Here is a 20,879-nt window from a genome sequence, read left to right as displayed (position 1 = left end):
ACCCGCCGTCGGCTGCGGCGCCGCGGTATCGCACACACCATCCCGGAACGCTCGGACCAGATCGCCCGCCGGGCCGCCAAAGGCAGCCGCGGCGGACGCCGGCCGAGGTTCGACAAAGAGATCTACCGGCAGAGAAATGTCGTGGAACGCTGCTTCAACCGTTTCAAGCAATGGAGAGACCTCGCCACCCGCTACGCCAAACGCGCCGCCATCTACCGATCATCCTTGCTGCTCATCGCAGCTGTTATCTGGCTTCGGTGATCGGCAGGACACGGCCTAGTAGACCACCCCGCTGACGGACTGCCCTCGCACGCCCCACCGGCCAGAACATCGCGCCTTCTCCCGAAGCCGAGCCGCCAGAACGTCCGCGCCGCCGTGAAAGCCGGGACGTCTCGAAGCGTGCACCCCAGCGTCCCGCGGATCTCGAACCAGAAAGTTCACCGGCGATCAGGCGATGTCGGACGCGACGGTCGAGGCGCTGCCGAATAAGGGGCCGCCCTTAGCCGGGGAAGGTGAGGCTGCTCCGTTCAGCCGCAGCCAACCAGCCGCGCTCGACCATGGTGTCCAGCACCTGGTTCCAACCGTCCCTCGGCGTGGGCCTATCGGGGTGCAACTGCACCGCGAGCAATGCGGCCTCGGCAACGGTCAGTTGCGCCGCCGGCTTGTTGAAGTACGTCCGCGCGGCGGCGACGAGGCCGACCGCACCACGGCCGTAGTCGGCTCGGTTGAGGTAGCGATCGAGGATCTCCTCCTTGGTGTAACTCGATTCAGCCTTGTTCGCCAAGATCCGAGTTCGCAAGCCGGACTCCTCATCGGCACCGGCCGCCACCACGGCATACCGCCGAGTGATCAACGAATCTCCGGAATCGTAGAAGTCCGCGTCGACGGCGGCGACGAACGCGTTGACCACCGCAGGCGATAGCTCCGTAACGGCCACGACCGGGTACGAGATGCCGCTCTCGACCAACGGCACACTGTCGTAGTAGTAGGTCGACGCGACCGTGCCGCCGGCCACGAGCAGCAGGGCCATCGACACGCCGACGGCCACCCGCTGGCCACGACGCCGTGCGGGCACAACGGAGACTGGTTCGTTGGCAGGCCGTGCCATGTCAGCGATAGTCATCGCAACACAGTAGGTCCCCGCCGAAGCATAGAACAGCAGGGTTGCACCGTAGACCATCAGCGCCCGGGCTGGCCCAGTTTCGGACAGGCCCGCCGTCGCCGTCACCGTCGCGGATCATGTCGATCGGGTGGTCATTCGGCGACCGCCACGATGATCTTGCCGGCGACCCAGCCCCGGTCGAGACGGTCGAGGGCTGCTGGGGCCTCGTCGAGGCGGTAGATGTCGTCGATTACCGGGCGGATCTGGCCGGTGGCGACCATGGTCGCCAGCTCGGAGAGGTCGGCGGGGTCTGGACGGACGGTGAGTGCCCGCACCTGGCGGTGGCCGGTGATCATGGCTTTGAGCAGACGGCGGGCTGGGCCCAGCCATCGGCCGCCGGTGCCGACGGACAGCAGCAGCGTGCCGCCGGGGGCGAGTATCCGCCGTAGCGCCGCGACGGGATAGTTTCCGGCCAGGTCGAGGATCACGTCGAACCGCTCCCCCGCCGCACGCAGGTCGTCGGCGCCCGTCTTCTCGTAGTCGATGACCTGCTGAGCGCCCAGTTTGCGAACCAGCGCGGCATTGCGCTCGGAACAGACCCCGGCGACCGTCGCACCTTTGGCGACGGCGAGTTGCACAGCGAAGGTGCCGATGCCACCGGACGCGCCGGTGACGAGGAACCGCTGCCCGCTGGAGATGCGCCGGACGCCGGCCAGGGCGGTGGTGCCGGCGATGGGCAGCGCGGCCGCTTCGGCGAAGGTGACCCCGACCGGTTTACGGGCGGCCATACCGACGGGAACAACGGCCAGCTCTCCGATGGCGCCGGTGCACTCGGCCATCACCTCGTCGCCGGCCACGAAGTCCCGGACGGCCTCGCCGACCGCCTCCACCCGCCCCGCGAGCGCCCGCCCGACCACGAATCCGGCACGTGGTCTGCGCAGCCCGCCGGCCAGCGCACGGATCGCGAAGGGCTCGCCCCGCAGCAGGAACCGATCGGCGGCGTTGAGACCCGCCGCCTGCACCCGAACCAGCAGGTCATCGGTTCCAGGAGCGGGCGAAGGCACCTCCTGGAGGGCGACTTGGCCCGGCGATCCGTACCCACATTGAATCAGTGCTCTCATGATCCCCCGCCTCCCGCTTACGACGTAAGCTTACGTCGTAAGCAAGCTTGCGGTATGGTCGACCCGTCCCGCAACTCACCGGAGAGCCGAATAGATGCCAACCTCACGAGCGCCGCTCAGCACGCGGCGGGTGCTGCAGGCCGCCCTCGCCCTGGCCGACTCGGGCGGCGCGGATTCGCTGACCATGCGGCACCTGGGCCGCGAACTCGGCGTGGAGGCCATGTCGCTCTACCGGCACGTGGCCAACAAGGACGCCGTCCTCGCCGGGATCCTCGACATGGTGGTCAGCGAGATCGACCTGCCGGAGCCGTCCAAGGACTGGAAGGCGGCGATGCGTCACCGCGGTGTGGCGGCGTTCCGCGTGTTCACCCTCCACCCATGGGCTCCACCGCTGCTGATGTCACGCACCAACACCGGCCCATCGATGCTGCGCTACATCGATTTCACCCTCGGCGTGCTGCGCGGCGCCGGCTTCTCGTGGAGACTCGCCGACTACGCCTGGAACACCATGGACAGCTATGTGTACGGCTACACGCTCCGCCGCCTGGCCTTCCCGATAGCGCCGGCCGACTACGCCGAGACGGCCTCCGCCCACCAGCACCTACTGGCCGGCGATCGCTACCCACACATGGCAGAACTGACCCGCCAGGTGGCTGAGGGTCGGCACTCCGGCGACCCCGACATCACGTTCGGCCTCGACCTGATCCTCGACGGCCTGGAACGCCTCCGCGACACCGAGCCGGCGACCTGACCCCACCGTGAAACCCCATGGTCAGCGTTTGTTAGCTTATTCAGGCAGGTCCGGGTGGCGGAATGGCAGACGCGCTAGCTTGAGGTGCTAGTGCCCTTTATCGGGCGTGGGGGTTCAAGTCCCCCCTCGGACACCAATCAAAGACACGAAGATCGTTCGCCGGGGTGCAAGCCTCGGCGATCAGTGTTTCTGGGCCTGGTTGATAGGTCATGCGCAGACCGATCCGGCTGTATAGCTCCCTGTGCCCGAGCGTGCTGGGGTCCCTCGCCGGGGACTCGCGGCAGACGTTGGCAACCGTCCCGGTGATCAGTACGGTATCGACGTCGCGGGCCTGCAGCAGGTTCCGAGAGCGCTCGCCCAGTTCGCGGCGGCATCGGCCAGTTGTTTCAGGTGGGGTGCAGGCGATTGGCGGGCCCGTTCAGCGCCTAGGGCGGCACAGGCGACCGCGAACGCCCGCACTGCTTCCGGTGAGGCTGTCCGCCAGGCTGGCACTTGTTCTGCCCAGCATGCTGCTTCGGCGGGGATGTGGCCGGCGCGGATGAGGCGGATGGCCATCAGAGCGGTATCGAGCCAGTCGGCGCCGCGGCATGGGATGGCCCAGTCCACGACTGCAATGGTTCCGTCGTGGATCAGGAAGTTCTTCGTGGTCACATCGGTATGGACCAGGGTGTCGCCGTCGACCAGCTCCGGTGCCACCCACTCGGCCCATCGGGCCGTAGCAGCTTGAATCTTGACCGGAGGAGCCGGCGCGGGGGTGGTCGACATGGCGGTCAAGGTCGCAGCCAATGGTCCGAGGTCCGGCGACCCGGGGGTCACGTCGATGTGCCGGCCCGGCGCGCGGTCGAAACCCAAGATCGACCATCCGGCCGCCTCGACCTGCCACCGCAGCCGCGGCGCGAACGCGGGCATGTACGGGTTCAGCCGCGCTTCACGGCGCTGCATCCACGCACGGGGGTTGTCATCGCGGGCACCCTTGGCGCAGAAAGACTCTCCGGTGCTGGTGTGCAGGATCGCGACGACGTCGGCGACGGATCCGGCCTCGACCGGCTCCACGTCTGTGACCGGGCCGATCTGGTCGTGGATGGCAGCGTGTGCCTCGGCGGGCAGCGAATGCCAGGAAGTATGAGGCACAGGCCCGGTCTCCTTCGTCGGCGGTGTGCGACCAGGGTAGGCCGCACACCGCCGACAGGGGATTACCCGCGGGTGGGACTGTCGTGGCATCCGGCGTGGCACTGCGTGCAGTCGCCCGCCGTGACGCTGGCCGGCCACAGATCCGGGTCGACCCGGTAGCCGGCGACCCGGATCGCGAGGACCGTCGTCTTGAGGCTTCCCGCTCGGAAGCCACCGTGGCGACGGTTTCCTGCCCGGTCTTGCCATCCAGCGACGGCGGCTTCGTGCACCGGCAGTTGCCGGTCTCGCAGTCGGCGGTCATCTGGTCCCCGCCGAGTTCTCGGTCGTCGTCGGGAACGTTTGAGACGCCCGCGGATTCGGACGTGGCGTACACGTACACTGGTGTCCATCGCCAAAGCGCGGGCGGGGTCGTCGGCGATTCCGGCGCGTGATGTCGAGGCCCAGGCCAGGGGCAGCACCCCCGGATGGCTCAGTTGCCCCTTGTGCGCCTCCTCACGCCATTCCTCTTCGATCGTGGCAGCGAGGGTCGCTGCCAGATCTTCGGGCGGGGTGGGTGTTAGTTCTGGCCAGAGCAGGGCGGCGAGTGTGCGGATCACCGTGGACAGGGAGACCAGCAGGGCAAAGTCGTCGAGGGAGTGTTCACCCGAGATAACGCGGCCGACTTGGATCGCGGTGACAATGCCGGTGATCGTCAGGGCTGTGGTCATGGCCACGCGGACGCGCCGATTGCGGCGCACGATTTTCTGATCATGGGTCCCGCCGTCGAGGGTGGATACCACGGTAGCGCTTTAGAGCGCATCTGACGGATCATCACGGCTGACTGTGGTCGATCGTGGGCGTGTTGTGGCAGGTGATTCGACTGATCAGGACTGGGAGCGCCTGGGGCCGTTGCTGCCGTCCATGGCACCGCAGCGCGGCGGCCGGTGGCGTGATCACCGACAGGTGATCAACGGAATCCTGTGGCATATCGACAACGGTGCGAAGTGGGATCAAATCCCGGAGCGGTACGGGCCGGCGAAGACCTGTCACGACCGTTTCGCCCGATAGGCCGGGGCTCGTAAAGAGGGCTGAGCCCGGCCGATTCGCGGGCTGCGGACTCGCGACCGCCCGAGCGCTGCTGGCTCACGGCATCGCCTGTACCGCGGCGCTGGATGCCGGGCGCTTCATCGCCTCGTTACTCGAGTCCTGTCCCCGCCTTCTGACCGGCCGTAGCGAGTCCGGCCGGTCAGAAGGCGGCTGATGTGGAGCGGCAACGGATCCTGCCCACCGGCTTAGCGGCGGCTATCCGCTCTCCGGCCAGAGTTCACGGAGTTCTTCTCCGCCTTGACGTTCCCCGTGCGTATGGAATCTCGGTTTCCGGTCCCGGGGTTTCTGGTCTCACTCATGGGTCACGGAGGGAATGCGGCGCAGCGCTTTGTGCTCTTTCCACGGCGACTTGCCCAGTAGCACCAGGATGCCCGGTAGCAGGAGCGCCCGGATGATGGTGATGTCCACGAGGATGGCAATCACGAGACCCACACCGAGTTGCTTCATCTCCAAGGTGGAGAGGGTCGCGAAGATGGCGAACACCGCCACCATCACCACCGCGGCGCTGGTCACCACACCCGCGGAGGAGGCGATGCCGTGCCGGATCGAGTCGCGCAACCCGCGGCCGTGGTGCAGTGGCTCGCGGATCCGGCTCAGGATGAACACGTTGTAGTCCATCGAGAGGCCGATCAGCACCACGAACAAGATCACGGGGATCCAGGCGACCACGAAGCCGCCGGACTGGAACCCCAGCAGGTCCTCGGCCCAGGTGTTCTGGAACGTGAAGGTCAGGACACCGAAGGATGCCAGCACGGACAACAGGTTGAGCACCGTGGTGACGGCCGCGATGATGACCGAACGGAACGCCAGCAGCATGACCACCAGGCTCAGCAGCAGGACGAAACCGATGATGAGCGGCAGCCGCTCCTCCACCACGTGCGAGACGTCGCTGCTGAACGCGGTGGCGCCCCCGACCGCCCAGGTGGCGCCCGAGATACCGGAGAGCGCCGCCGGTGCGAGATCGGTGCGCAGCGTGCGCAGGGTCTGATCCGCCTCGGGGCTGTCCACCCGGTTCGGGAACGGAACGTACATCCGGGTGATCCGCCCGTCGACCGAGGTCGTGATGCGCGGCTCGTCGACCGCCGAGAACCCGCCGCCGGCGGTCGCCTTGCCCATCAGATCGGTCAGCGCCGCCCGGACCTGCTCCCGCTGCGCCGGGTCGGCGTCGACCGCCACGGTGTGGCTGGACCCCTCGCTGGGAAAGGCCTCCACCAGCCGGATCCGGGTCTGTACCACGGTGTAGCTCTGGGGCAGGTGGTCGTCGGTCGGCATCTCCAGTCTCAGATCGGCGATCGGGGCGATCAGCACGCCGACGAGCGCCAGCCCGAGCAGAACGGTCGAACCCGGGGCGTTGAGCGCCGGGCGCAGAACCACGTTCCAGATCCTGCTTTCGCCGGAGATCCGGGTACGCCGCCAGAGCAGCGGAATACGCGGCGTGTTCACCTTGTCGCCGAGGAGGGCCAGCGTCGCCGGGATAACAGCGAGCGAGCCGAGGACGGCGATGGCCACCACCACGATCGTGCCGATCGCGAGGGAGTTGAACAGGGCGCTCCCGGTGAAGAACATGCCGGCCACCGCGACCGCCACCGCGACACCGGAGACGATGACGGTACGGCCGGAGGTCGCAGCCGTACGCAACAGCGCTTCGTGCATGCTGCGTCCCGCAGCTCTCTCCTCACGCTGGCGCCGGACGTAGAAGAGCGAGTAGTCGACGGCGACCGCCAGGCCGATCAGCAGTACCAGGCTCAGCTGGAACGCGGAGACCGGCACGAGCGACGACACCAGCCCGCTGATACCCAGGGCTGCGGCGACGGCGGTGAGGCCGAGCAGCAGTGGCACTCCGGCGGCGGCCAGCGCCCCGAATGCCACCAGGAGAATCGCCAGCGTGATCGGGATGCTGACCAACTCGGCTCGCCGCATGTCCTTGGCGTCCTGGATGGCGAAGTCCTTGCGGATCGAGCCGGCGCCGACCTGTTCGATCTGTAGTTCGGGATGTCTCGCCTCGACCGCCTCGGTGGTGTCGAGCATCGGCTGCACGATGTCGCTCGGGTCCTTGCGCTCCGCGCCCGTGCCGCGGTCGAGCTCGACCGACAGCATCATCGACTTGCCGTCGTCGGCGAACTCCGGTCCCTCGATGCTGAGGACGGTGCCGAGCGCGTGGTAGCTCGACGTGAGCTCCTTGCTGACCGCGGCGCCGGCGGCCCGGTCGAGGCTGCCGTCCCGGGCCTGGACCAGCACGCTCTCCCAGGCGCCCTCGTCGAACTTCGCGTTGTCCACGAGCCGCTCGGCGACAGCCGACTCCCCGTTGAGGTAGTCGGCGTCCTCGATCTCGTGCGCCGGCACCAGGTAGGACGATGCGTACGTCAGGGTGGTCAGGAGCAGCCAGAGAACGATGACGAGGATCCGGCGCTTGGCGCTCCACATAGCCAGTCTCTCGGCCAGGCCGCGAGGGACGATCAGCGCCCCGGACCCCTGCTGCCCCGGCGGTGTCGCGTTGGGATGATCGGTCTGCCTGATACTCACTGGTCCCCCATCGAAAGCGTGGTGTGCCGGACGGCGAGACGGACGCTACGGAGGACGCGGGCCCGGCCGCTGGCACGTCGACCCGCCTCTTGGGGTGTGGCTAGCACTACCTCCGAGGGGCGGGCTCGGGGCCCAGCGGGGCGACCGGCGACGTGGGTAGCGTCGTCGTCGCCCACAGGGAGATGGAGTGACGATGCCGAATTGGACCGGGGAGCGGCGACCGTTTCTGCTGCGCCGTGCGCGATGGGGGGCGAGCCTGTCGACCACGCTCTCGCTGTTGCTGACACCGCTCTACTTCCTGCCACTGATCCTCATGATCACCGGGGTCGCCGGCATAGCGATCTTTCTCGCCGGGATTCCCCTCATCCCACTGGCGACGTTCACCGCCCGCGGGGTGATCCACGTCGAACGGCAAGTCGTCAAGCTCGCCGGGGCGGCGATTCCCACTCCGGGCAGCTCGCCGGGCTGGCGCGGTCTGATCGACGGCCGGGCCTGGCGCACCCTGGGACACAGCACAGCGCTGGCCTTCTGGTCGCTCGGCGCCGGCAGCCTGGTGGCCACCCTGCTCCTGCTGTCGTTCCTGCTGGTCAACCTGCCGTGGATCGCCACGATGATCCCGATCGACTACGCCAACATCGGCGGATTCCCCATCAGCTACGGCGCGTCCGCGTTCGGCGTACCGATCGGGCTGCTCCTCGCCACGGGGACGCTGCACCTCGCCGGGTGGGCGGTCCGGGCCGAGGCCGCGGCCGGCCGGTGGTTTCAGGGTGAGGGCAATACCTTGCGCCTGCGGCGCCGCATCGCCACCCTGGAGTCCAGTCGCACGGCGATGATCGACGCGGCGGCGCAAGAACGCGCCCGGATCGAGCGCAACCTGCACGACGGCGCGCAGCAGCGGCTACTCGCCGTCGCCCTAGCGGTCAGCCGGGCCAGACGGATCGGCGACAGCGACAAGGAGAAGGTCCGCCGGCTGCTCGACACCGCCCAGACGGAGGCCCGGGCCGCAGTGCAGGAACTGCGGGACATCGCCCGCGGGGCGCACCCGCCGGTCCTGACGGACCGGGGCCTGGTCGCCGCGGTCGCCGCCACCGCCGGACGCCATCCCTGCCCTGTGGAACTCGACATCGACCTCGACGAACGTCCGTCCCAGCGGATCGAGGCGCTGGGCTACTATGTCATCTCCGAAGCGCTGACCAACGCGGCCAAGCACGCCGGTGCCGCACCCGTCACCATTCGGCTCGCCCGGACAACGGACGCGACCGGTGACCGACTCCAGGTCCATGTCATCGACGAGGGCACGGGCGGAGCAGAGATCACACCCGGCGGTGGTCTCGCCGGCCTGACAGACCGGGTCCGCGCGGTGGACGGGATCTTTTGCTTGGAGAGTCCGCTGGGCGGCCCAACCGAGGTGAAAGCAATCATTCCGTGGCACGCATGACGAAACGGCCCCGTATAGCCATCGCCGACGACTCCGTGCTGCTTCGCAGCGGGATCGCCCGGCTGCTGGAAGATGAGGGGATCGACGTGGTCGCGGAAGTGGGCGACGTCGCCGCCCTGCTCGCCGCTATCGAGGAGCACCAGCCCGATCTGGCGATCGTCGACGTGCGGATGCCGCCGACCTTCACCGACGAGGGGATCCATGCGGCCCTGCGGATCCGCGAGGCCTACCCGCACATCGGGGTTCTGGTCCTGTCCCAGTGGGTCGACGAGAAATACGCCACCGAACTCCTCAGCCGTGGCACCCACAGCATCGGTTACCTGCTCAAGGACCGGGTGCCGGACATCGACGACTTCGTGGACGCGGTGCACCGGGTCCTCGCCGGAGGCAGTGCCCTCGACCCCGAGGTCGTTCAGCAACTGGTCACCCGAAGCCGGGTCCGCACGAACGCCGTCGCCGAGCGCCTCTCCAGTCGGGAGTACGAGGTCCTCGGCCAGATGGCGCAAGGGCTGACCAACAACGCCATCGCCGAGCGGTTGTTCGTGGCCCCGCGCTCCGTGGAGAAACACATTCGCAGCATCTTCGCCAAACTTGATCTCGCACACGACGAGCAGGACCACAACCGCAGGGTCCTCGCCGTGCTGCGCTATCTCGAGTCATCCGCGCAGGGCACCTGACACTCGCCTCAACGGCGAACAGGCGGCGTGCCGAGCAGTCGGGTCAGGTGGTTCGCGTTGTGGATGAGCCGGGCACGGACTCCCGTCATGGCGGCGATGGCCTGCTCGACGTCGGCGTGTGCGCCGGGGTCGCCGTCAGGGTGGATCTCGGTGAAGGCGTGCAACCGATGCAGAGCGTGAGTCACCATGACCGCGCGATCCAGCAGAAGATTGACCAGGTCCCGGATGCTGTCGTCGTTGGTCGCGGTGGGATCAGAGGTCACCAAAGAGCTCCCGTCGGTTCCATCGGGCCTCGATCGATGCACCCGGTTCAGTGACGGAATCCGTTGACCAGGCTCGTCAGCTCGCCGGACAGGCGGGTGAGGTCACCGGCGGCCTGCTGGGTGGTGGTCGCACCGGTGGCGGTGGTGTTGGCGACCTCGGCGACCCCGGAGATGATGCCCGCCACCTCACCACTGTTGGCGGCGGCGTCGGCGACCGAGCGGCTCATCTCGGCGGTAGTGGCCGTCTGCTCCTCCACAGCCGAGGCGATGGTGGTGGTGTAGTCGCTGATCTGCTGGATCACGTCCGTGATCTCCTCGATGGCGTGGGCGGCACTGCCACTGGACGCCTGGATCGCGGCGATCCGGGAGGTGATCTCCTCGGTCGCTTTGGCGGTCTGCTGAGCGAGCTCCTTGACCTCACCGGCCACGACCGCGAAGCCCTTGCCGAGTTCGCCGGCGCGGGCGGCCTCGATGGTGGCGTTGAGCGCGAGGAGGTTGGTCTGTTCCGCGATGGTGGTGATGAGCCGGACAACGTCGCCGATCTCCGCGCTGGCCGTGCCGAGTTGGGCGACCTGGTCGGTGGTGCGCTGAGCGACGGCCATGGCCTGCTGGGCGACCTGTGCCGCCCGTCCGGCGTTGCTGGCGATCTCGGTGATCGAGGCGCTCATCTGCTCGGCCCCGGCGGCGATGCTCTGCACGCCGGTGTTGACCTGTTCGGAGCCGTGGGATGCGGTGCTGGCACGGGCTGCGGTGTCGGCCGCGCCGGACTGCAGCTGGGCGCTGACCGTGGAGAGTTGTTCCGCGGCGGTGGCCAGGGCGACCGCGGAGCCGCCGATGGTGGTCACCGTGCTGCGCAGGTTGATCACCGCGGTGTCCAGGGCGCGGGCCATTCTTCCCGGCTCGTCGCGGCTGGTGAGTCCAGCGGTGTGGGTCAGATCGCCGCCGGCGAGGCTGTCGCACACCGACTCGACTCTGCGCAGCGAGGTGACGATGCCGTGGGCGACGAAGAAGCCGGCGCCGAGGGCCAGCAGGGAACCTACGGTCAGCAGGACCAGTGTGGTGGTCCTGCGTGACTCGTACGCCGATTTGGCGTCGGCCGCGTTGTGGGAGGCCGCGGCCGCTTCGGTGGTATCCATGTCGACGAGGTCCTGCATCGCCTCGTTCATCAACGGGGTGAGCTCGGCGTCCCGGACGCGCTGCCACGTCGTGATGTCGTTGCGGCCGCTGGCGGGCAGCAGCTTGTCCCGGGCGAGCTGCGCGTAGGCCTCGTAGTCGGCGAAGAGTTCGTCGACGGCTTCCGTGTTCACAGCGGGGTGCCCTGCGCGGTAGTCGGCGAAGGCCTTCTCGATCGCCTGCAGGTCACCGGCCAGAGCCTGCTCGTACCTGCTCTTGGTCTGCTGGTCCCGGGACACCGCATGGTTCACGACCGTCAAGCGTGCCTGCAGCACCGCGGACCGCAGATCGCTGAGGGCCAGGATGCTGGCCACGTTCTGGTCGTAGATCTTCTGAGCGGACGCGCTGGCCGCGCTGGCCGCCTGCACACCGAGAAGGCCCGCCACCACCGCCACCACCGCGGCGATCGTCACCGCCCCGAGGATCCTGGTCCGCACGCTCAGGTCGGCAAGCCAACTCGACCGTCCACCGGCAGGCGGGATGACCGGTATCGCCGCGGCGTGTGTCTGCCTCATCGGAACGTCCTCTCCAGGAAAGAACCCGGCTTCCTGGGGACGACCACCTCTTTCGAGCCGGATGCCCCTGATGGGAGTATCGGCAACCGGATGGCAACCACTGAGCGCCTTCGTCATGCCGGACCGGTCTGACCCGGGAGACTCGCTCAGAGGGCTTGCGTCCGGTACACGTCACTCGGCCGGACGGGTCTGTGGGCACCACGCTCGTGCCGGCGCGCCGTGATGACGGTGCCGTAGGCCCGCACCGTCATCAGGACGGCCTAATCCTCGGCTTCCTCTTCGTCGTAGTCGTCGAAGACCTCGTCGATGACCTCACCGGCGACGTAGCCGACCGCGACTTCTCCCGCGACGCCCATGGCCACACCACCCATGCCGGCTCGGCCCGTCCGGCGCCGCCCGGCTGATCGGCGACATCGGTGACATCGCCCGATTCGCCAGCCGCGCCCACTTCGCCTCCTGGAACGGCACCGCACCCATCGACGCGTCCTCCGGCGACCAGAACCGCCACCGGCTGTCGCGTGCCGGGAACCGGCGCATCAACCGGGCCCTGCACATCATGGCCGTGTTCCAACTACGCCGTGACACCGAAGGCCGCCGCTACTACCGGCACAAACTCTCCGACGGCAAGACCTCGATGGAAGCGATGCGAGCGTTGAAACGCCGCCTGTCCGACATCGTCTACTGCCTCGTCTTTGAACGTTGGCCGTGTAATCCATCGGTTCTGAGTCGTTTCGGGCTTTTGATGTCCGGCCAGGCCAACCGGTCCCGGACATCGCGTACCTGCTCAAGGCCACCGAGGACTACGTCCGTGACGTGATCCATGCGTTCAACAAGCGGGGGTTCGACGCGCTGGACCCAAAATGGAGAGGGGGCACGCCGAACAAGATCAGTGAGCAGACCCGTGACTGGATCTGCGTGATCGCCCGGTGTGACCCCCGATTCCTCGGCCGGCCGTTCTCCACCTGGTCACTGTCCAAGCTGCTCGACGATCTGTAGCGCTTGCGGCGATTCTGTACGTGCTCGACTCCGGCTGCGCCTGGAACGAGTTGCCGGAGTCGTTCCCGATCTCGTCGGCCAGCACGCACCGCCGGTTCACGGAGTGGGTCGAACCAGGGGTGATGGAAGCGCTGCACCGGGCCACGCTTGATGTGCTCGGCGCTGCTGAGCAGATCGACTGGTCGCGGGCCAGCATCGACGCCATGCACATGCGGGCGGCAAAAGGGGGGACCTGACCGGGCCGAGGCCGGTAGACCGCGGTAAGCCCGGCTCCAAGGTGCACGCGATCAGTGACCGGAACGGGCTTCCGCTGCACGCCGACATCTCGGCTGCAGACGTCAACGACCACAAAGGTGCTGGAGGATGTGGTCGACGGCGTCACGCCCGTGCGTCAGCCGGCCGGCCAGCCGGCCCCGGAAGCAGCCCGCGAAGTTGCACGGCGACAAGGGATACGACTATCGGGCCTGCCGCCAAGCTTTGACGCAGCGCGGGATCAAGACCCGGATCGCGCGTAAGGGCATCGAGTCCTCGACCCGGCTCGGCCGGCATCGCAACGTCATTGAGCGCTACCTGGAGTGGGGTCACCCGGTTCCGGCGTCTGGTCCGCCGCTACGACCGCAAGGCTTCCCACTTCCGCGGATTCCTGCGCCTGGCTTGCGCTGTCATCTGCTACCGCCGCGCGGCCAGACTGAACCTGTTGACGAGTAACAACCCCAAATGAGTAAGGACGACGCACGGGCAACGGAACGGTATACAGCCTACAACCGCAGATGTAACCTCTAGGTATCAGTGCGAGTAGGAGAGGTACCTTTTTGAGTAGTTGAGGTTACTTGACACCATCGCCCGTTACCCATGAAGGGGTTGTCATGGCGTCTGCTTCGCTGGCATCCGCCCGTACTCGCCGGTTGTTCGATGTGGCACTGTTCGTCTGGGGCGCCGCAGCCGCCGTGAATCTGGCGGCCACGGGCGCGAACGACGCCCGGCAATCGGCGGGCTGGCCGTACTGGCTTGAACTGGTCTACCTTTGCTCGTTCCTGCTGGCTGTGCCGGCTCTGGCGGTGGCCGCCTGGGCGAAACGTCGCCTCAAACGCCACGGTGCGGTGGTGGAGGACGAGCGCACAGTCGACACTCACCTGCGGTCGCTGGCTGCCGCACTGGCGGGTGTCCTCGCCGTGCAGCTCCCGTACTTCTTCCAGGTGGAGACGCCGTCGGCGGCCCAGGCCAAGTTCACTGTCGCGGCGGCCCTGGTGGTGTACGGCGCGGCGCGGCTGTGGTTCAACAGGGAGGCGTGATGGGCGCCGCCCATCCGCTGCGCAATCGCATCAAGGTGGAACGCGCCCGCCATGACCTCACCCAGGAACAGCTCGCCGACCTGGTGGGGGTCACCCGCAAGACCATCAACACGGTCGAGACCGGCAAGTTCGTCCCGTCGACCGTGCTCGCACTCAAACTTGCCCGCGCTCTTCACACCCGGGTCGAGGAGCTGTTCTACCTGGCAGACGAGGAGTGACCATGACTCTGCACACCTGCATCGCGGCGGCAACCGCCCTGACCACTCTGGCACTGGGCCCCGCCGCTCACGCCGTAGAACACCCGAGCAACGGTCCTGCTGACCGCTCCGGTCCGGTGTGGGGCGACTGTCCCGCCGAACTGAAGCCGCATCCACGCCAGAGGTGCGCCGACATCCAGGTACCTCTGGACTATCGGCAACCGCGCGGCACACAGATCACGATCAAGATGTCGCGCATCACAGCCGCCAGCCCGGCCCGGCGGCTCGGCGCCCTGGTCCTGCTGCCGGGCGGCCCGGGTAACGGGGGCCTGCAATGGCCAACCGGCTACCACGGTGACGGCCAGCCGCCCGCATTGCGCGACCGGTACGACCTCGTCGGATTCGACGCGCGGGGTATCCGCTACAGCACCCCGATCACCTGCGGACTCGGGCAGCACGACCGGGGACCCCGCTATCCGGCACCGGACGGGTCGATCGAGGCGATGGCGACCTACTCGCGCCGCACCGCCGAGGCCTGCATCCGCCACAGCGGTCCCGTCATCCGGCACGTGACCACCGCCAACACGGCCCGCGACCTGGACCGTATCCGGACCGCCCTCGGCGAACGACGGATCTCGCTATACGGGCTGTCGTACGGCACCTACCTGGGTGCCGCGTACGCCTCCATGTTCCCCGACCGCACCGACCGGGTCGTGCTCGACAGCGCCATCGACCCGCGCCGAACCTGGTACGACTTCATGCGGCTGGGCGGACAGGGGCTGGCCGAACGGCTCCCCGATCTCACCACCTGGATCGCCGCCCGCCACGACCTCTACGGACTGGGCCGCACGCCGCGAGAGGTGCACCGTCGGTACCGGTCGATCACCGCCAAGCTCGACGCGCACCCACTCGATGACGTCGACGGCAACCGGTTGAGGCGCTACACCCTTGACGCGCTCAAGGAACCGGCCGACCGTATGTTCCCGCCCATCGCCGACCTCTGGGCGGCGTTGGCCACCCTCCCCGCCGTACCGACGGCAACCGTCTCAGCCGGCCCCGACAAGCACCGGGCGACCGTCGACACGGCACCGACCATGCCACCCGACAACAACATAGCCGTCGAGTACGCCGTCACCTGCGGCGACGCGCCATGGCCGCGTGACGTGCGGTTCTATCAAGCCATGGTCCGCGAGGACCGTCAACGGTTCCCCGACGACGCGGGCCGGTCGGCGAACATCACCCCGTGTGCGTTCTGGCCGACGCCCCTGCAAGATCCGGTGCAGGTCCACGACCGTGGCCCACGAAACATCCTCGTGGTACAGAACCGGCGTGACCCCGCCACGCCATGGGAAAGCGGCCTCGGGATGCGCCGGGCGTTCGGTAAGCGAGCCGCCCTGATCACCGCCGACTTCGGCGGGCACGGCGCGATCGGACACCAGGAATGCGCCACGACGATCGCACTCGACTATCTCGTCACCGACACCCGACACCTACCCAGCGATCAGGTCTGCCCGGCCTGATGCTGCACTGGCCCGTAGTCACGATGCCTCCCCCTGGTCTCCGGTTTTCCTTGGTCGTCAAGGCGTCTACCGGAGACCTCGCCGGCCATCGATCAGCGACACGCCGTAGCGGCTCCCCTGGGCTGATACACGCACTGAACGGAATCACACCGGCTGCCGGGCAATCGTCACGCTGCCGTCAAGGAGCCCGACACATGCGCTGTGCCGGCGGCGGCCACCGGGACGGGACGGGTTCGTCATCGTGTCGTCATACGACCGCGACCGATCCGCCAAGCCCACGGCGAACACTCTGTACCCGTCAGGAGCATGTGCACCGGCGGATCGAATGCCTCAACCTCAGGAGTCGCCATGCCTTTCTGGTGGTTCACCGACTGGTACCACGCAACGGCCTTCCGTGGTACGGCCGCAGCCGCGAGCACACCCGACGCCACGAAGAGGCGGCATCCGTCCCGTAGCGTGCTGGACGCGGACCGGCAGCTGCTCAACGCGGTCGCCGACGCCCTGCTCGGCGACGCGGCGGTGACGGGCGGGCTGCTGGACCTGCAAGTGCAGAACGGCGTCGTCATCCTCGACGGCCACGTTGAGGACGACGACACCCGCGCGGCCGTGACCGACCGGGTCTGGTCCGTGCCCGGCGCCCCGTGACGGCCGGTCCCGGCGACCCCACCACCTGCGGCATCTCAGCCGACCGGACGGCCGACACCGTCAGGCCAGCGACACCGCGTCCCGCCTGCGCACCCCGCCAGCGCGTCTGGCTCGGATGGTGGCTGTTCTCCACCCGGCTCCGCCGGCACCCTCTCACACCCACCCGGCCGCGGCCTCGCTCGATCTCCCAGCAGCGTGGCCCGCAACGCTGAGCGCCAGACCAGCCTGCCAGAATCAGCATCCGTCGGGCTCACGCCGGCGCCCGCGGCTGCGGGAGCTTCTTGTTCCGCCTCATCACAGGACCGGCGGTCACGGCAGCCAGACGGGGGTCGTCTGAGCGGATTGCTGTTGTGTGGCGGCTTTTCTCCGTCGGCGGACGATCCGAATCTCATCAACGAGATCCGCCAACAATCCGACGGTGGCGAGAGTGCCGAGCCATGCTCGCCAGCCACCGTCCTCGATGATGACTTCCGGCAACAGAAGGGCAGCCAGTACCAGCGTGAACGTCAGGCCGACTATCCGCTTGGTGCGGTCGCGCTGCGGGTTCACCATTGCGACTTCCGGCTCGTGTGGAGGAACCCTCCGTCACCCGGCACTGTGATGAACCTGATTAGCTGACGATGTGACGCCATGGTGCGCGGCTATCAGCGTCTTCAATTCCGCTTCGGTGCCGATGCCGTGCCTTGAACCCGGAGCGCCGATGTAGTAGGAGAGTGTGAAAGCCAGGAATCCTGGTTCAATGTGCATCCACTGCGCGGGAATGCGTATCCATCGTGGCTGGGCTGACCCAGAGGTCGAGGTGCGGGACTGTTCGATGATCAGCTTGCTCGAACCGCGTCTGGCATGGACCGTGAGCTGCCACGGCATGGGATCCACCCAACGGATACGGGCTCGCCGAAGCCATCCCTGCAGCGTCACTCCATCCTCGTCCAGCGTCACAGAGCGCCGGTCCGCCATGATGAAGGCGATAGCGAGGAGTAGCGCCAGTACCGCCAGCGGCACTGTCAAAGCGCTCGGCGCGACTTCGTCGGCGATCCGCATATGCTCTTGGAAGGGCACTCGCTCGACGAGGATCAGTCCAGCAGCCGCCCAGCCGATGAAGACAGCCCGGTAGCCGGTTGCATGAGACGGTCCGACGGAGAAGGAACGTGCGCCAGGGTCGAGGTGCCACGTTGCCGGTTGGCTCCGTACCCGCCTGGTAAGCAGGAAATATGCGCCAAGTGGACCGGCCAACGCTGCACCAATGGCCGCCAAGCCGAGGGCAGCATGAAGCGAGAAGGAGTCCAGCCGCCACAGGAGCGGCCGAAACCACAGCACTTCGGCAAGGCGGAGCACGAAGGCGAGTACCACGAAGGGAACGGCTAGCAGTCGGGCGGTACGAACGGACACGGGCGGAGTGTAGAGCGGCGACCACGCATGGCACTCCCCCATTCGGTCGGCCCTGCAGTAATCCTGCGCCCTGGCTGTAACGCTATGTCACGGCAGCGTCATGGCTGTGAGCCCGGTCGGACCCTTGTGGATCGCGGCTCCGGCCCGTTCGATTGCTGAGCCGTGCTCCCTGGCGGGGACAACAGTGCCTACGGCCGACGCGAGTAGGGCAGCTCCGGCGACGGTGAACATTCGCCGCGCCGCTGTCAGTCTGTGTCGCAGGAACATGAGGGATCCCCTCTGGGGAACGGGACGAACATCGCGCTGCGGTGGCGCAGCGGGCCGCTCTACCTCACGTCCAGGTAGTCGAGGTTGGGCAAACCGTTGGCCGTGGTGGGCGTCAGCCGGATCGTGTTGCCACCCGCGTGTACCGGCAGCACCAGCGTCTTCGTGGTCCAGCCGGTCCAGGGCCCTGTGCTGTCGAATGAGACAGCCTGTGCCGTCGCGCCGTTCACCAGTAGGTCCGCGGCCCGCGCTCCGGACGCGCCGTTGGCGAACCGGATTCCGACCGTGGCCGTACCCGCGCTCGGGGCGTCGATGGTGAAGTGGGCGTACGCGGTGGTGGTGTTGTCGCCGTTGCAGAAGCCGGTGCCTGAGTATCCCGACCAGTTGGAGTCGATGGAGCCGGTGCACACTGCCGGGGTGCTTTCGGCCTCGTACCGTTTCGGCGGGGTGGTCGGGCCGCTGGTGCCCCAGCCGTGCTTGATGCGGTCGGCGCCGGTGGAGTTGCGGATGCTCACGCTCAGGTTGGTGCCGCTGCCGTTGAGCGCGAACATGGAGTACCAGTCGTAGTTCTGTCCGGCGGTGATCTTTCCGCCAAGTGCGGGCCAGTAGACCGAGCCCATACGCAGGTCGCGCAGGGAATCGGTGTCCGCGCGGAGGTACCGGACGAAGTTGTCGGTGCTGGTCGCGTTGTTGTAGTTCAGGCCGGTGTCCATCGGCGCACCGAACTCGGTCAGGATCGCCCGCGAGGCGCAGTCGCCGAGCCGCTCCCGGAAGCTCTGGGTCCAGCCCGCGTAGTCCTTCGTGCCGTAGAAGAATGCGTAGTGGTGGTAGGACAGTAGGGTGCCGTTGAGGCGGCTGTCGGCGCAGACCGGCCTGATGTCCTGGCTGTATCCGGTGCCGCCGAGCAGGATCCGGGCTCTCGGGATCGACGGGCGGGCGTTGATCCACGAGGCGGCGAGATTCGTCCATGCGGAGGCGCTGTAGCCGTGCGGTTCGTTCATCGGCTCGAAATAGACCCGGCTGTCGGCGCCGTACTGGGCGGTCACGGTGTTCCACATCGAGTCGAACGCGGCCATGTCGGTGATCCGGCCGTCGGACGCCGCGCCGTCCTCCCAGTAGGCGAGGATGACGTTGAATCCTCGGGCGGCAGCGGCGTCGATGGTGCCGCGGTAGGCGTTCCACCACGACGAACCGACGGTGTGGGTGTTGACCGGCAACCGGACGGTGTTGACGCCGAGCTGGCTAGCGAACCCGTGGTAGACGGCGTCCGCCTTGGCCCGGACCGTGGCGTAGCTGTCCACCGGTCTACCGGACGTCGATGAAGTCGACGTTCGGTAGACCGGCTGCCGTGGTGGAAACCAGCCGGACGGTGTTGCTGCCGGTGTTCAGCGCTGCGGTCAGCGTCTTGGTCGACCATGCCGTCCACGTGCCGGTGCTCTCGAAGGACACCGTCGCCACCGTGGATCCATTGACGACCAGGCTGGCCGGGCGTGCGGCACCGGTGCCGTTGGCGAACCGGACTCCGAGCGTGGCCGTGCCCGCCGCCACTGCGGTCACGGTGAGTTCGGAATAGGCACCGACCGCGCTGGTGCCGTTGCAGAATCCGCTGCCGGAGTAGCCGGCGTGGTTGGAGTCGATGGTGCCCTGGCACACTGCCGGCGAGTTCTCCGCCTCGTACCGCTGCCCCGCCGGGCCATCCGAACCGGGCACGAACTCCCATCTGGTCCTGGCGGACGTCGCGTCGCCGGGCAGGCGGTCGCGGGCGGCGGTGTCGCCGTACATGGTCCAGCGCGCCCAGTCCACGACGGTGGTGGGGAATCGGTTGTCACTCCAGAAGCTGGTGTGGCTCCCGCCGAGGAAGGTGAGGAACGCCTTGGCCGGGGGCAGTTCGGCGTAGGCCTGCCGGGCGGAGTTGTAGCTCGTGGTGGGATCCTGGTCGCCGTGGACGAACAAGACCTTGGCCTTGACCGCGCTGCTCGGGTTGCCCATGTCGACGCAGGACTGCGGGTTGGCCGAGATGATCCGGCTGTCCGGCCAGGAGGTCAGCAGCCCGTGGGTGACCATGCCGCCCAGGGAGTGGCCCGACACCCCGACACCGACCGCTGTATCGATGTGACCTGAGAGGGGTCCGGTGCCGTTCAGCGCGAGGGTCTGGGTGAGGACTTCCGAGACGTCCCGAGAGGTGTTGCCGTTGTTGACGTCGTTGAAGTCGTGCTGGAAATGCGGGGCCGGGACGATGAACCCGGCGGCGGCGAGCGCCCGGATGATGAACAGCGAGTTCTGCGGGCTGCTGCCGTACCCATGGGTGAAGTTGTAGATCGGGAACATCCCGGCGGCGACTGCGGCGTTGGAGACCGGGTTGCCACCCGGGTTCCCGGTAGCCGGGTAGTAGACGTAGGTGGTGCACGGGCGGCTGCCCCGCCTCCAGTCGTACCGGCGCACCCCCACCGCGAACGGTGTGCTCGGCGCGGGACCGAGGGCGGCAGCTGAGGCGTTCGCCGGCCAGGCGTTGAGCAGGGCCGCGCCTCCGGCGGCCGCAGCCCCCGCCTGGAGGAACGTCCGTCGTTTCATCGACACGATGACTCCTTGCGATCGGTGTTGTGAGCGCTTCTGGGTGGGGCGCTGCGCGGCCACAGCCGCTGACGGCACCAACCGGTGACCCGGAGGGCGGCAGCCAGAGCCGGGCGGACGTGGGCTGACAAGACGCGAGCCGGTGAAGGCGCACGAACCTGCCACGAGCGAGGCCACCACCGACGAGTTCAGCGTCTTGAGTTCCCGGATCAGGCCGTCGCCTCT

General features: G+C 67.8%; 22 protein-coding genes, 1 tRNA gene and 1 pseudogene. 13 read left to right on the top strand and 11 right to left on the bottom strand.

The features are described 5' to 3' along the window. Positions 1-261 (top strand): transposase (locus BC793_RS37490; protein WP_146246634.1); only part of this gene is annotated, 261 nt, incomplete at its 5' end. Positions 262-499: 238 nt separating this feature from the next. Here BC793_RS37490 and BC793_RS37485 read toward each other — a convergent pair. Together BC793_RS37485 and BC793_RS37480 are read right to left on the bottom strand one after the other, a co-directional pair. After that, positions 500-1,123, bottom strand: coding sequence for a transglycosylase domain-containing protein (locus BC793_RS37485; RefSeq protein ID WP_158319497.1), 624 nt, complete (start codon positions 1,121-1,123; stop codon positions 500-502). A 131-nt stretch (positions 1,124-1,254) separates the two neighbouring features. Beyond that, complete coding sequence (locus BC793_RS37480) at positions 1,255-2,223, bottom strand: NAD(P)-dependent alcohol dehydrogenase (protein WP_109601273.1); 969 nt, start codon at positions 2,221-2,223, stop codon at positions 1,255-1,257. A gap of 94 nt (positions 2,224-2,317) precedes the next feature. Here BC793_RS37480 and BC793_RS37475 point away from each other — a divergent pair, with 94 nt between their 5' ends. Further along, positions 2,318-2,974: a TetR/AcrR family transcriptional regulator gene (locus BC793_RS37475; protein ID WP_109601271.1), complete on the top strand. Its 657-nt coding sequence runs from the start codon at positions 2,318-2,320 to the stop codon at positions 2,972-2,974. Between the two features lie 48 nt (positions 2,975-3,022). Then, a tRNA-Leu gene (locus tag BC793_RS37470) sits at positions 3,023-3,110 on the top strand. A gap of 170 nt (positions 3,111-3,280) precedes the next feature. On the opposite strand, the gene BC793_RS37460 is transcribed toward BC793_RS37470, so the two are convergent. After that, on the bottom strand, positions 3,281-4,105 hold the full coding sequence (locus tag BC793_RS37460) for a phosphotransferase family protein (RefSeq protein ID WP_239170482.1): 825 nt from the start codon (positions 4,103-4,105) through the stop codon (positions 3,281-3,283). 62 nt (positions 4,106-4,167) lie between these two features. After that, complete coding sequence (locus BC793_RS49185; protein WP_146246632.1) at positions 4,168-4,884, bottom strand: hypothetical protein; 717 nt, start codon at positions 4,882-4,884, stop codon at positions 4,168-4,170. Between the two features lie 43 nt (positions 4,885-4,927). Between BC793_RS49185 and BC793_RS52945 the strand changes: the two genes are divergently transcribed. Then, entirely contained in the window at positions 4,928-5,152 is a 225-nt protein-coding gene (locus BC793_RS52945; protein WP_158319496.1) for a transposase, read from the top strand. Between the two features lie 330 nt (positions 5,153-5,482). Here the strand turns inward: BC793_RS52945 and BC793_RS37445 are convergent, their stop codons facing one another. Beyond that, positions 5,483-7,714 (bottom strand): MMPL family transporter, encoded by a 2,232-nt coding sequence (locus BC793_RS37445; RefSeq protein ID WP_146246630.1) that lies wholly within the window; start codon positions 7,712-7,714, stop codon positions 5,483-5,485. 193 nt (positions 7,715-7,907) lie between these two features. Between BC793_RS37445 and BC793_RS37440 the strand changes: the two genes are divergently transcribed. Then, entirely contained in the window at positions 7,908-9,152 is a 1,245-nt protein-coding gene (locus tag BC793_RS37440; RefSeq protein ID WP_158319495.1) for a sensor histidine kinase, read from the top strand. Continuing rightward, on the top strand, positions 9,149-9,829 hold the full coding sequence (locus BC793_RS37435) for a response regulator transcription factor (RefSeq protein WP_109601262.1): 681 nt from the start codon (positions 9,149-9,151) through the stop codon (positions 9,827-9,829). The genes BC793_RS37440 and BC793_RS37435 overlap by 4 nt, the downstream gene beginning before the upstream one ends. An 8-nt stretch (positions 9,830-9,837) precedes the next feature. On the opposite strand, the gene BC793_RS37430 is transcribed toward BC793_RS37435, so the two are convergent. Next, positions 9,838-10,092 (bottom strand): hypothetical protein, encoded by a 255-nt coding sequence (locus BC793_RS37430; RefSeq protein ID WP_109601260.1) that lies wholly within the window; start codon positions 10,090-10,092, stop codon positions 9,838-9,840. Positions 10,093-10,139: 47 nt separating this feature from the next. Beyond that, complete coding sequence (locus BC793_RS37425) at positions 10,140-11,780, bottom strand: methyl-accepting chemotaxis protein (RefSeq protein ID WP_109601258.1); 1,641 nt, start codon at positions 11,778-11,780, stop codon at positions 10,140-10,142. Between the two features lie 391 nt (positions 11,781-12,171). Here BC793_RS37425 and BC793_RS37415 point away from each other — a divergent pair. The 7 genes and pseudogenes from BC793_RS37415 to BC793_RS37385 form a co-directional block, all read left to right on the top strand. After that, positions 12,172-12,597, top strand: a pseudogene (locus BC793_RS37415) (transposase); the annotation flags it as partial. Next, positions 12,495-12,776 (top strand): helix-turn-helix domain-containing protein, encoded by a 282-nt coding sequence (locus tag BC793_RS52500; protein ID WP_275416283.1) that lies wholly within the window; start codon positions 12,495-12,497, stop codon positions 12,774-12,776. The pseudogene BC793_RS37415 and the gene BC793_RS52500, both read left to right, overlap by 103 nt. A gap of 20 nt (positions 12,777-12,796) precedes the next feature. After that, the gene (locus BC793_RS50390; RefSeq protein ID WP_170167319.1) at positions 12,797-13,012 is read left to right on the top strand and encodes a transposase; all 216 of its coding nucleotides are present in this window, start codon (positions 12,797-12,799) and stop codon (positions 13,010-13,012) included. 630 nt (positions 13,013-13,642) lie between these two features. Continuing rightward, positions 13,643-14,068, top strand: coding sequence for a hypothetical protein (locus BC793_RS37400; RefSeq protein WP_146246629.1), 426 nt, complete (start codon positions 13,643-13,645; stop codon positions 14,066-14,068). Beyond that, positions 14,068-14,286: a helix-turn-helix transcriptional regulator gene (locus tag BC793_RS37395; protein ID WP_109601255.1), complete on the top strand. Its 219-nt coding sequence runs from the start codon at positions 14,068-14,070 to the stop codon at positions 14,284-14,286. Before BC793_RS37400 ends, BC793_RS37395 begins: the two co-directional genes overlap by 1 nt. A 2-nt stretch (positions 14,287-14,288) precedes the next feature. Next, positions 14,289-15,785, top strand: a complete 1,497-nt coding sequence (locus tag BC793_RS37390) for an alpha/beta hydrolase (RefSeq protein ID WP_109601253.1) — start codon at positions 14,289-14,291, stop codon at positions 15,783-15,785. Positions 15,786-16,133: 348 nt separating this feature from the next. Continuing rightward, positions 16,134-16,430, top strand: a complete 297-nt coding sequence (locus BC793_RS37385) for a BON domain-containing protein (RefSeq protein WP_158319494.1) — start codon at positions 16,134-16,136, stop codon at positions 16,428-16,430. A 309-nt stretch (positions 16,431-16,739) separates the two neighbouring features. On the opposite strand, the gene BC793_RS37380 is transcribed toward BC793_RS37385, so the two are convergent. The 4 genes from BC793_RS37380 to BC793_RS51870 all read right to left on the bottom strand — a co-directional run bounded on the left by BC793_RS37380 (position 16,740) and on the right by BC793_RS51870 (position 20,654). After that, a complete protein-coding gene (locus BC793_RS37380; protein WP_109601249.1) occupies positions 16,740-16,982 on the bottom strand; it encodes a hypothetical protein in 243 nt (80 codons plus the stop codon). 33 nt (positions 16,983-17,015) lie between these two features. Then, positions 17,016-17,819 carry a hypothetical protein gene (locus tag BC793_RS49180; protein WP_146246628.1) on the bottom strand — a complete coding sequence of 268 codons (804 nt, stop codon included), beginning with the start codon at positions 17,817-17,819 and terminating at the stop codon, positions 17,016-17,018. 326 nt (positions 17,820-18,145) lie between these two features. Further along, positions 18,146-19,384, bottom strand: coding sequence for a cellulase family glycosylhydrolase (locus BC793_RS50815; protein WP_203896498.1), 1,239 nt, complete (start codon positions 19,382-19,384; stop codon positions 18,146-18,148). A 4-nt stretch (positions 19,385-19,388) separates the two neighbouring features. Further along, a complete protein-coding gene (locus tag BC793_RS51870; protein WP_239170493.1) occupies positions 19,389-20,654 on the bottom strand; it encodes a carbohydrate-binding protein in 1,266 nt (421 codons plus the stop codon). Positions 20,655-20,879: the final 225 nt, after the last annotated feature.

Origin of the sequence: Actinoplanes xinjiangensis (assembly GCF_003148685.1) — a bacterium.
GTDB classification, from domain to species: Bacteria; Actinomycetota; Actinomycetes; order Mycobacteriales; family Micromonosporaceae; genus Actinoplanes; species Actinoplanes xinjiangensis.
Note: the sequence above shows the minus strand (reverse complement) of the source record. Positions and strands in the feature narration are given on the sequence as shown.